Genomic DNA, 12,316 nt, shown 5'->3' with positions numbered 1-12,316 from the left:
AAAAGTTCTGCAAATTCTTTTGGTTTATAATTTTTACTCAAATATAATCACCCCTAAATATATTATATTACATTTGATTATATTTGAATATATTTTTAATAACTATTAATATTCTCCTAAATAACAAGTATATTGTTATTTAACTTTTTTATATCCAAGTTCCTTTAAAAGATTTTGATTATCTCTCCAATCTTTCCTTACTTTAACCCAAATCTTAACATTTACCTTTGCATGTAGAAATTTTTCAATTTCATATCTTGCAGTTTCACCAATCTTTTTTAGGCATTGACCATTTTTACCTATTATTATACCTTTATGAGAATCCTTTTCACATATTAAGTCTACCTCTATATGATATTTTCCATTTGGCTTTTTTTTCATTTGAATTATGTCTACTGCAATACCATGAGGCACTTCATCTCTTAGTGTTCTTAAGGCCTTTTCTCTTACTATTTCTGAAACTACAAATCTTTCTTGAACATCAGTAATCATATCATCTGGATAATACTTAGGTCCCTCATGTAAATACTTAACCATAAGTTCTAACAATGTATCAACATTTTTGCCTTTAAGAGCTGATATAGGTATAACCTCGTCAAACTTGTATTCATTAGAATACATAACAAGAGATTCAGCCACTCTATTTTGCGTATTTTCATCAACCTTATTTAATACTAAAAAAACTGGACACTGAGCATCCTTTAATGCTTCTAATATAAATTTATCCCCACGCCCTATTTCAGTATCTGGGTTTGTTAAAAATAGAACCAAATCAACATCTTTCAATGAATCCTTAGCTGAATTAACCATATATTCGCCAAGCTTATGCTTTGGTTTATGTATTCCTGGTGTATCTACAAAAACAATTTGATAATCATCTGTTGTTAATATTGTTTGTATATTGTTTCTTGTTGTTTGAGGTTTATTTGAAACAATAGATAATTTTTCTCCCATTATCTTATTCATAAGAGTTGACTTTCCAACATTAGGTCTTCCTACTATAGTTACAAATCCTGATTTAAACATTGTACCTCCTAAAATCCTAAATCCTTTTTAGAAAAAGATCCAGGTAATAAATCTTTCATTTTTATTTCTATTACTTCTTTTTCACTTTTTGCTATGTATATTATCATATCATCGTTTTCAGCAAATTCAAGCATTACTTGCCTACACATACCACATGGATATGTAAATTCTTTTGTACTTCCAATAAGTGCCAATGCTTTAAGCTTCCTATTTCCTTTTGATACGCCATTAAAAATAGCTGTTCTTTCTGCACAATTTGTAGCACCATATGATGCATTTTCTATGTTACACCCTGTATAGATTACATTATCTTCAAAAAGTGCAGCAGCACCAACACTAAATTTAGAATAAGGACAATATGAATTTTCTTTAGCCTTAATAGCTTCTTTTACTAATTTTTCTTTCATTTTAATCATCCTTTTTTATAGTATATCTATTTATATTAATTAATTCAAATTTTAAATATAGAAAAAATAAGCATAGTAACAAGCACTCCAAAAATAGCACCAACAATAACTTCCCATATAGAATGAACCTTTGAATCCACTCTACTTTGAGCTGTAATAAGTGCCATTACAAAACTTAAAACAATACATGTTTGAGATTCTGTCAAAAAAGATATTGCTGTTGCTATGGCAAAGGATATTGCACTATGACCACTTGGCATACCTCCCTTAAGGGGAGTTCCTTCACCAAAAAATGCTTTTATAATAACTGTTAAAAAACAAACTACAACAATTGCTATTAAAATAGCATAGGGTTCTGAATTTTTAGCTCTATGTATTAATGCATATGATATTGTAGAAAGTTTATCCCAAAAAATTATATAACCACATATTACGGCACCTACTGCTGTAATAAACACACCACCAGCTGCAGCATTTTTTGCGACCTTTGCAAGAGGATGATAATAATTTGTTGTCATATCAATAGCTGCTTCTATAGCTGTATTTATAAGTTCTGCTGCAATTACCATAGTAACACATATACCAACTATTAAAACTTCTATTTTTGATATATCAAAAAAGAAACAAGCTATTAATACAAGAACAGCTACAGTTAAATGTATCTTCATATTCCGTTCTGTTCTTGCAGTTTCTATAATTCCCTTTATAGCATTATTAAAACTATCTAACAAATTTGGACACTTCATAATTTAACCCCTTTTAATATCTAATAAATTTAATATTTCTTCTTCTCTCCTTCTCATAATCACTTTATCTTCTTCTTCCATATGGTCATATCCTAAAAGATGCAAAACTGAATGTACAACCAAATATGAAACCTCTCTTTCAAAAGAATGATTATATTCCTTACTTTGCTCTAAAGCTTTTTCTAAAGATAATACAATATCACCTAATACTAGTTTATCTTCATCTAAGAATGTTTTGTCAAAAACAAAATCCTTGTAATATTCTTTAAACACCATTTTATTTTCATAATCAAGCATAGGAAATGATAATACATCTGTTTCTCTATTAATATTTCTATTTTCCTTATTTATTTGTTTTATTTCTTCATTATCTACAAACAAAACAGATATTTCATAAGGAACCTTAACTTCTTCTTCCTTAAGGGCAAAATCTATAACTTTTTTTAATTTTTCTATTTGTTCCTCATTAATTTCTATTTTATTTTGGTTATTTTCAACATAAATCATTTAATCTCTCCATTTATAATTTAGTCTTATCTGTAGGATACTCAATTCTTTGATGATATATACCTGTTAATCCCTTTAAAAAGCATTTTCTTATTTTACTTAAATCCTTTAAAGTAAGATCACAATTTTCAAGTTGTCCTGTTTGAAGTTTATCTTCTATAATATCATATACCATTTTTTCAATCTTTTCCTTTGTAGGATCATTTATAGATCTTACTGCTGCTTCAGTTGAATCTGCAAGCATAAGAATTCCAGCTTCCTTTGTACTAGGAATTGGTCCTGGATAACTAAAATCCTCTTCTTTAACCTCATCTGGATTCTCTGAATTATTTTTAACAGTATAATAAAAATACTTTACAAGAGTAGTTCCATGATGTTGTGCAATTAAATCCTGTATTATTTTAGGAAGATTATATTCCTTTGCAAGCTCTACTCCATCTTTAACATGAGCTGTGATAATTAACGTACTAAGTGTAGCATTTATTTTATCATGTGGATTTTCCTTTCCTAGCTGATTTTCTTTAAAAAAGTACGGTCTTGTAATCTTTCCAATATCATGATAATATGCACCAACTCTTGCTACTACAGAATTAGCACCAACTTCATCAGCTGCTAGTTCTGCAAGGTTTGCAACCATCATGCTATGATGATATGTCCCAGGAGCTTCCATTAAAAGTCTCTTTAATAGTGGACTATTAGGATTACTTAATTCTAATAATTTTAATGTAGTTACTATATCAAAAGTTGCTTCAAATACTGGTAAAAAGCCTATAGCAAGTACTCCTGATAAAAATGTTCCAATTATTACAAATAATGAATTTAATAATATTTCACTTAGGTTATTTGACAAAATATATCCTATTGAGAAATTTAATATGGTAACAATAATTGCTATGTAAATAGTAGCATATAATATATCATTTCTTTGCTGCAATTTTTTTATTATAGTAGATCCTAAAATCACATTAGCTATTGCAAGAAGTATAACCTGCGGATCAAATCCTACTAAAGCTGCTATAACTATTACATTAACTGCATTCATAACAAGAGATATTTTAGAATTAACAAGAAGCGTAATAAGTATTGGTGCACAAGCAAAAGGAATTAAATATTCACTAGCAAATCCAACAAATCTTGCTAACACTAGAGATGTTGTTGATATTAAATTTATAAGAAATACCTTTTTAAAATTTTTATTTATATTAGGATGATTTTTATAAATATAATAATTTTGAATAAATAATACCGCCAAATAGAATACAGCTACTATTAAATATAAAATATCAAAGCCGCTACTGTCTTCCTTAAGGATACCCAGTTCCTTTAATTGGTTTATTTGAGATTCTGTAACTGGTTCTCCCTCCTTAACAATAATTTGATTTTTTTTGATAACTACTTTTTCAACACTTTTTTCTACTTCTTGAATTTTTTCATTAGTTTTCTCTTTGTCAAAGAAGAAATTTGGTTTTATTTCATTTGAAATTATATTTTTAATAGTAGAATTAATATCACCACTATATCCAAGTTCATCAACTTTTGAATTTGCATAGTTCTTTGCTTTTTCTAAGCTTTCACTATTTCCATCTTCAATATTCATTTCATAAACATTATCAATAATACCTAAAATCTTTTTTTGAATAATTTTAAGAGCATCCTGTTGTGTAGTTAAAAGTAAATTTAAATCACTATATTCTAATGATACATTATATTGTTCTTGTAATTTTTTTATTTTAGATGCCTCATCTGAAGATTCTATAGCTACACTGCTAATATTTTTAAAAAGTTCATTAATGTCATCTTCTGCTTGTATTTTTACTTCACCCTTTTGCGTATACTGCTTATCAACCTTGTCTATTGCCTCTTGAAGCTTTTTTTGTGAAGCAGCTTCATCTATAAACTCTTTTGAAGCCTTAACATCACTTTTAGCAATTTCACCTACAGATAAATCATATTTCTGTGGAGCAACTGCAGTTATCAAAAGTATATAACCTATAAAAAAAGTAATTATATATAAAATACACTTTTTTACAAAGTTTTTATGGTCCTTTATTTCAAATGATTTTTTTCTCATTTTATCATTTCACCTTCTCTAGTTTACGTAAAAAATCAATTTTTAAGAGCTATATCTTGCTCAACTTTAAACATTACCTTTACATTTATTTTACCATTTTCTATATCCTCTGCATAGGAAGAATAATCTACTATTTGAGCATCACTTGATAATGTAGCATTTAATGAATCCTTTAGCTTTTCTATACAAAAATTAACAGCTTGTTCTTTATTAATATCAACTATTTCTTCTTGCATTTCTGTATATTTAACTTTATTTATCAAAAAATTATTCTCTTCTATTTTATCATAGTTTTTATAGTTATTCTTGAATTTTTTTAAGTAAATCTTCATTCCAAAAGCATTTATATAAATATCTTCAGCAGTTTTACCTGTTTTCTTCATTTCCTTTCCTTTTATCTGCATTTCCATTGATTTTTCATAAAATGTATTAGCAATTACTACTCCTTCTGCCATTTCCTCATATTCAAGACCTTCCTTGCCATCTTGAGCTTTTATAAGTACATCTCCTTCTTTTACCATATCTCCTGGTTTTACAACTGCAGTGCCAGATTTAACATAAATTTTTTTCACTTCTCCATCCATTTTTGAAATACAATCATTAATAGTATTTTCTTCCAAATCCGGTGGATTAACCTTTTCAATAACCTTTACCTTTAAAGATACCCCCTCAATTCTTACCCTCACCCAAAGAATTCTATCATCTATGCTTTCAAGTTCTTTTTCAATAATAGTGTCTTGAATTTTATTTTTGCTTATACCTGGTTTTATTTTCATTAAAAAAAGCTCTTTTCTAATTTCAAAAGGAGCAATATTTTCACCAGTTTCTATATCAACAGACCATATATAATTAGATAAACAATATATAATTACAAAAAAAATAACTACACCAATAAATAAAGTAATTTTTTTCTTTGAATTATTTATATAATATTTAATTCCTTCTTCCTTTATAATTTGATATTTTCCATCATATTCTTTAACTATTTTTAATGTATTATCCAAATCCTTATAACTTATTGTTATTTGTATTTTTACAATATCTATTTTTTTTATTTTAGTAAGGTTAATTTTATTTTCATAAAGACTATTAATAAATCTTTCTATTTGTTTTAATTCAATATTTAATGTTATAGATCCCTTATTAATCATATGATCTTGCCTCATATTCTATTGCTTTAAATATTCCACTTAAAATAATTGTATGTGAACTTATATATAATATTTCAAAATTATTTCCTTTAATGCTAATTACCCCTACTTTTGAATTTATCTCTACAATCTCTGTTTGAAATTTTTTTATACCATTATGATTTTCTATAGTAACTTCATTCATACCAACAATTGTTATTTTGGGTATTTTAAGAACAATATCTTCAGGCAACATTGTAACATCTGCAGCAATTTTTTTTATTTTCTCTACACTATTATTCACTTATATTTTCTCCTTTAAATGCTTTATATAAATTTATGATATTAGTGCAAAAAAAATAACAAAAAGAACTTGATAGTTCTTTTTGTTATTTATTAGTTAAGTATTGTTTTACAATTCCACTTACAAGTTTGCCATCAGCTTTACCTACAACCTTAGGTCTAACTACTGCCATAACTTTTCCCATATCTTTCATGCTATTTGCGCCCACTTCAATAGCTGAATCTTTAACTATTTGTTTGATTTCATCTTCACTTAACTGCTGAGGAAGGTAGTTAAGCAAAATTTCGATTTCGGCTTTAGCCTCATCAACTAAATCTTGTCTACTTCCTTTTTCGAATTCAAGTAAAGCTTCTCTTCTTTGCTTGACTTCCTTAGCTAAAATTTCAATAGTTTCAGCATCATCAATTTTTCTATTATCAGTTTTTTCAACTAATAGTATAGCTGACTTTGCAGTACTTAAAACATTAGCTTTAAACTTATCCTTCGCTTTTAAAGCGCCCTTCCAATCTTCTTGAAGTCTTTCTTTTATTGTCGGCATACTAATTCATACCTTCTTTCCAAAGCTAAAGTTCTATTTGAACTTTCTCTTTCTAGCAGCTTCTGATTTTTTCTTTCTCTTTACACTTGGTTTTTCGTAATGTTCTCTCTTTCTTACTTCTGAAAGAACTCCTGCTCTTGCACATTTTCTCTTAAATCTTCTTAACGCATTTTCAAGAGTTTCGTTTTCTCCAACTTTTATTTCTGACATTTAATTATCCCTCCCTCCGCTAGCTAAAATTGTCTATTAACTCAGCTACGGGCTTAATAACACAACTAGTATTATACAATATATTTAGTAAAAATGTCAACTACTCGTATAATTTTTTTAATATTATTTATACTTAATGTTAACATAACTTTAATGGAAGCTTAGCACCTCCAAGTATGTGGAAATGTATATGATGCACTGATTGGCCTGCATTATCACCAGTATTAGATATTACTCTGTAGCCATCTTTGTCTATTCCATGCTCTTTTGCAATTTTACCTATTACTTCAAAAATATGTGCAATAACTTGAGAATTTTTATAATTCACTGCATTTACACTTTCAATATGCTCTTTAGGAATAACTAAAATGTGAACTGGTGCTTCTGGATTAATATCTTTAAAAGCCAATACCTTATCATCTTCATATACCTTATCACTTGGAATTTCACCCTTTATTATCTTACAAAAAATACAATCATCCATGTATATCACCTCCTTTTATTAAATTAATTTTCCAGTAATCTTGTCACTATAAGCCTTTTCAAGCTTGCAATTAACAAAGTTTCCTATTTTGTCTTTTGATGCACCTTCAACTTCTACTTTTATATAATTTTTTGTATACCCTTCAAATATGCCATCTTTTCCCTTAACTTCCTGTTCTAAAAGAACATTCATTTCCCTACCTATGAATTTTTCATGATAAGATTTTTCATTAATATTATTAAGTTCAATTAGCGCTTTACTTCTTTCCTCTTTAATTTTACCATCTACTTGATCTTTCATAGCAGCTGCTCTTGTTCCTGTTCTTTTACTATACTTAAAAACATGAGTTTTGGTAAGTTTTAAATCTTTTAAAAAGTTATATGTTTCTTGAAATTCTTTTTCTGTTTCTCCAGGAAAGCCTACAATTACATCTGTTGTTATAGAAACATCCTCTAAATTTTCTCTTAAAACATTAACTATATGCTTATATTCTTCCGTATTATATCTTCTATTCATTCTTTTTAAGACACTATCACATCCACTTTGAAGTGACAAATGAAATTGAGGGCATAATTTATTCATATTTTTTATTTTTTCAACAACTTCATCAGTAAAAAATGCTGGTTCAATGGAACCTATTCTAACTCGTTCTATTCCGTCTATTTTTTCTACTTCCTCTAAAATATTAATAAGATCTATATTTTCATCTAAATCCAATCCATATGATGCAATATGTATTCCAGATAAAATAATTTCTTTAAAACCATTTTGTGCAAGTCTCTTTACTTCACTTAATACTTTATCAGGTTTCTTAGAACATACTGCCCCTCTTGAATATGGAATTGCACAATATGTACAAAATCTATTGCAACCATCTTGAATCTTTAAAAATGCCCTTGTTTTATCTTGATATTCTTCTATATTTAAATCCTCAAATACTTTATTTTTCAAAACGCCATCTACATGCACTTGAATTTTGCCTTCATCTATTGCCTTATTAACATAATATACAACATCACCTTTATTTCTTGTTCCAAGTACTACATCTACACCTTCAATAGCTGATACTTTATCTGGTGCAAGCTGAGAATAGCATCCAACAACTGCAATAATAGCCTTTTCATTTAATCTTCTTGCCTTACTTATTATTTGCCTTGATTTTTTATCACCCATATTAGTCACTGTACATGTATTAACAACATAAACATCTGCCACTTCTGAAAAATCGACTATTTCGTAACCTTCTCTTATAAATTTTTCAGCCATTGCTTCTGATTCATATTGATTAACTCTACAGCCAAGGGTAGAAAATGCCACTTTCATATTAAATACTACCTCCTAAATCTCCTAGTTCATACTGAATTAAAGATGCTGCTACAAATCCTGCTGTTTCTGTACGAAGAATTCTTTTTCCAAGAGTAACAACATAAGCACCATTTTCCTTAAGTTCTTTTATTTCCTCTTCTTCAAAACCACCTTCAGGTCCAATTATTATTCCAACACTTTTTACCTTTGTTTTACTTTCTATTGAATCCATAAGCTTCTTTATGCCAAAATTTTCTGCATTTTCATAAGGAACTATAAACAAATCCATATCCTTTATTTTTTCTAACACTTCCTTAAAGGAAATAGGCTCATAAACCTTTGGAATTATGCTCCTTTTACTTTGTTTTGCAGCTTCTTTTGAAATTCTATTTAATCTATCTATTTTTTTAAATTCTCCCTTAAGCTTAACATCTACTCTCGAAGTAATAACTGTAAAAATTTCATTTACTCCAAGTTCTGTGCATTTTTGAACTATTAAATCCATTTTTTGTGCCTTTGGCATACCTTGAAACAAAGTAATTTTAACTGGGCTTTCATTATTAATTGTTAATTCTTCAATGATATCAACATCAACTTCAGTTTTCGTAATATCCTTAATTTTTGCAAGATATTCTCTTCCTTTAGTATTATTTATAATTACTTCTTCACCTTCTGTAAGCCTTAAAACTTTATAAATATGTTTAACATCATCGCCAATTATTTTTGCAGAATTATTATAGAAATTATTTTCTTCTGTAAAAAATTTATGCATAAGCCATGCTCCTTATTTTAATTTTGCAATTATACAATTCCATTCACCATCATTATTTATTTTTATAACTTCAAAACCACATTCCTCAAGCTTATCTGTAACCATTTTTACTCTATCATTAATTATTCCTGATGTAATAAAATATCCATTTTTATTTATAACTTTACTTACATCCTCTGTTAATATACATATTACTTCTGCAATAATATTTGCAATTACAATATCTGCCTTGCCATCAATAACATCAATTAAATTTCCTTCTAATATTTTAATGTTATCTACATCATTAAATTTTAAATTTTCATTTGCAGATTCAACAGCCACAGGATCTAAATCTACACCTACTGCCATTTTTGCTCCAAGTTTTGCAGCTGCTATTGAAAGTATACCTGATCCACAACCTATATCAAAAACTGTACTATCACTTTTTACGTATTTTTCTAAAGCTTTAATACACATTCTTGTAGTTTCATGTTCACCTGTACCAAAAGCCATTCCTGGATCTAATGATATAACAATTTCATCATCTTTCTTTTCATATTCTTCCCATATAGGTCTAATTACTATCTTTTCGCCTACTTTAACAGGTTTATAATACTTTTTCCAGTTATTAGCCCAATCTTCTTCATGCATTTTTTCAGATTCAACTTTTCCAAGACCTATATCAAATCCCATATTTTTAATTTCTTCTACTTTTTCTTTTATATATTTTACTAATTCATCAATATTATCTTCTTCTGAAAAATAACCTTTTACTACTGCGAATTTCCCTTTATGTTCTAAAACATTTATATCTGCAAAATCCCATGTAAGTGGTCCTTGTTCTCTTCCTAAAATATCTTGCGGATCTTCTATAGCTACACCTTTACAATCCAATCCATAAAAAATACCTGATATTGGTTCAAGAGCCTCGCTTTTAGTTATAACCCTAATTTCAATCCAAGTTCCTTCCAAAAAAATCATTCCTCTCTTTTTTGCTATATATTTATAATATTATACTTTCAAGAAGTGTAATGTCAACTTGTTTGGAAAGATATGGTATAATATTATATAAAATGGAGGTAATTATGAAAAATAAACTTAACATAAAAATAGGATAATAATTTTTATGTAAAAACTTTTACATAAAAAATTATTATCCAAAAAATGCATTATTATACTAAATATTTATTTAAAAGTAAGTTAAATTCATAAGATTTTTCATTCATATAACAATCAAATCCTATGCCTGATTTTTCAATAGCTCTTCCAAGTTCGTGTAAAAATACAGGAATTCTTTCAGGTAAAATATCTCCTTTTTCATGGCCCATTTTTACTTCATTTATATTACATGAACCACCAATATACAATGTAAATACATTTTTTACTTCATTATCAATTTTCTTTTTTTTACCACAAAATCCTATTTTCCCAATCTCATGTACTCCACAAGAATTATGACATCCAGATATAAATACACGTGGAAGGGCATCAGATTTCCTATTTTGCTCATTGTAATAATTTAATATATTCTGTAGCAACTCTTGACTATTGCAAATTCCCATTTGACAAGTAGGCACTCCTATGCATGATATACTTTGTTCTAATAAAGTATCTCCACCAATATTTTTAGTAAGTTCAAGTATTTCTTCTGCTTCTTTACCATTTAGATTTCTTATATATAATCCTTCACACATTGATAGTCTTATATCAGTTCCATTATTAATACTTTCTAACTTTTGCATTAGCATAATAAGATCCTCTATTAACATTTTGCCTCCAATAGGATGAATATAAACTGAATATAATCCTTTTTGCTTTTGTTCAATTAATCTATGATTCTTTACTGGAGTTTCTATGCCTTCTTTTACTATATTATTTTCACTTAAATCATCATTAACATCAAAGCCTCCTATAGATTTTTGAATCTTGCTATATTCTTTGAATTTACTTACAAAATCTTCATTACCAATTTTATCACGAATATATCTTATTCTGGCTCTAGCTCTATTTTTATAATCTCCTTCTTCCATAAACAATTTAATCATGCCTTGAACATAATAAATTACATCTTTAGGTTCTATTAATTCATCTACTTCTAATGCCATTTTAGGATTCATTCCAAGGCCTCCACCTATATATACCTTAAAATACTTTTTGCCGTCTTTAATAACAGGTAAAAAACCTAAATCCTGAACAGTTACATGAGCAGTATCTTCTAGGGAATTTGAAAATGACACCTTTATTTTTCGTGGAAGATTATATGTATATATTCTTTCTAAAAAGTAATTACCTACTGCTAATGCATATACTGTAGGATCAAAAATTTCACTTTTATCAACACCAGATAAAGGTGACAATGCAACATTTCTAGGATAATCTCCACCAGCACCTCTAGTGTATATATCATTTTCTAATGCTTCTTCCATTAAATCACATACAGAATCAATAGTCATATTATGGAACTGAATTGCTTGCCTTGTTGTTAAATGAATCTCTTGTAGATTATACTTTTTTGCAAATTCACATATCTTTTTAAATTCTTCTATACTTGTAACACCTGATGGTATTCTAAGTCTTATCATGAATTTTTGCCCATCTCGTTCAGCATATACTCCCATACCACCTGAAATATGTTTGAACTCCATTTTACTAATTTCTTTATTTAAAAACTTATGACCATCTTCTCTAAAATTATTGATCTCACTAAGTAATACTTTTTTTAACTCACTCACAATAAATCACCTCAAAAGTCTTTTACTTAGTTTAACTCATTTTTTTTATTCTATTCTTCAATTTTAAATCAAGAATTTTCTTTAACTTTTCCTTTTAAATAA

The 12,316-nt window shown here is 27.9% G+C and carries 14 protein-coding genes; all 14 read right to left on the bottom strand.

What is annotated here, in order from left to right:
* Positions 1-135: 135 nt before the first annotated feature.
* The 14 genes from era to ACTNAO_RS09660 all read right to left on the bottom strand — a co-directional run bounded on the left by era (position 136) and on the right by ACTNAO_RS09660 (position 12,214).
* Positions 136-1,026, bottom strand: coding sequence for a GTPase Era (gene era / locus ACTNAO_RS09725; RefSeq protein WP_441025957.1), 891 nt, complete (start codon positions 1,024-1,026; stop codon positions 136-138).
* Positions 1,027-1,034: 8 nt separating this feature from the next.
* Entirely contained in the window at positions 1,035-1,433 is a 399-nt protein-coding gene (locus ACTNAO_RS09720) for a cytidine deaminase (protein WP_441025955.1), read from the bottom strand.
* Positions 1,434-1,477: 44 nt separating this feature from the next.
* Entirely contained in the window at positions 1,478-2,179 is a 702-nt protein-coding gene (locus tag ACTNAO_RS09715; protein WP_441025953.1) for a diacylglycerol kinase, read from the bottom strand.
* A gap of 3 nt (positions 2,180-2,182) precedes the next feature.
* Positions 2,183-2,686 (bottom strand): rRNA maturation RNase YbeY, encoded by a 504-nt coding sequence (gene ybeY / locus ACTNAO_RS09710; RefSeq protein ID WP_441025951.1) that lies wholly within the window; start codon positions 2,684-2,686, stop codon positions 2,183-2,185.
* A 13-nt stretch (positions 2,687-2,699) separates the two neighbouring features.
* Complete coding sequence (locus ACTNAO_RS09705; protein WP_441025949.1) at positions 2,700-4,757, bottom strand: HD family phosphohydrolase; 2,058 nt, start codon at positions 4,755-4,757, stop codon at positions 2,700-2,702.
* Between the two features lie 35 nt (positions 4,758-4,792).
* On the bottom strand, positions 4,793-5,908 hold the full coding sequence (gene yqfD / locus ACTNAO_RS09700; RefSeq protein ID WP_441025947.1) for a sporulation protein YqfD: 1,116 nt from the start codon (positions 5,906-5,908) through the stop codon (positions 4,793-4,795).
* A complete protein-coding gene (yqfC, locus tag ACTNAO_RS09695) occupies positions 5,901-6,191 on the bottom strand; it encodes a sporulation protein YqfC (RefSeq protein WP_441025945.1) in 291 nt (96 codons plus the stop codon). The genes yqfD and yqfC overlap by 8 nt, the downstream gene beginning before the upstream one ends.
* Positions 6,192-6,276: 85 nt before the next feature.
* A complete protein-coding gene (locus ACTNAO_RS09690; protein ID WP_441025943.1) occupies positions 6,277-6,729 on the bottom strand; it encodes a GatB/YqeY domain-containing protein in 453 nt (150 codons plus the stop codon).
* A 33-nt stretch (positions 6,730-6,762) separates the two neighbouring features.
* Positions 6,763-6,939 (bottom strand): 30S ribosomal protein S21, encoded by a 177-nt coding sequence (gene rpsU, locus ACTNAO_RS09685; protein ID WP_441025941.1) that lies wholly within the window; start codon positions 6,937-6,939, stop codon positions 6,763-6,765.
* Between the two features lie 139 nt (positions 6,940-7,078).
* Entirely contained in the window at positions 7,079-7,423 is a 345-nt protein-coding gene (locus ACTNAO_RS09680; protein ID WP_441025939.1) for a histidine triad nucleotide-binding protein, read from the bottom strand.
* Positions 7,424-7,441: 18 nt separating this feature from the next.
* Complete coding sequence (gene mtaB / locus ACTNAO_RS09675; RefSeq protein ID WP_441025937.1) at positions 7,442-8,746, bottom strand: tRNA (N(6)-L-threonylcarbamoyladenosine(37)-C(2))-methylthiotransferase MtaB; 1,305 nt, start codon at positions 8,744-8,746, stop codon at positions 7,442-7,444.
* A gap of 1 nt (position 8,747) precedes the next feature.
* On the bottom strand, positions 8,748-9,500 hold the full coding sequence (locus tag ACTNAO_RS09670; protein ID WP_441025935.1) for a 16S rRNA (uracil(1498)-N(3))-methyltransferase: 753 nt from the start codon (positions 9,498-9,500) through the stop codon (positions 8,748-8,750).
* A 12-nt stretch (positions 9,501-9,512) separates the two neighbouring features.
* Complete coding sequence (gene prmA / locus ACTNAO_RS09665; RefSeq protein ID WP_441025971.1) at positions 9,513-10,454, bottom strand: 50S ribosomal protein L11 methyltransferase; 942 nt, start codon at positions 10,452-10,454, stop codon at positions 9,513-9,515.
* Positions 10,455-10,654: 200 nt separating this feature from the next.
* A complete protein-coding gene (locus ACTNAO_RS09660) occupies positions 10,655-12,214 on the bottom strand; it encodes a nitrite/sulfite reductase (RefSeq protein ID WP_441025933.1) in 1,560 nt (519 codons plus the stop codon).
* Positions 12,215-12,316: the final 102 nt, after the last annotated feature.

This window comes from Clostridium sp. HCP1S3_C6 (assembly GCF_052066735.1).
In the GTDB taxonomy this organism is placed as follows: Bacteria; Bacillota; Clostridia; order Clostridiales; family Clostridiaceae; genus Clostridium.
Note: the sequence above shows the minus strand (reverse complement) of the source record. Positions and strands in the feature narration are given on the sequence as shown.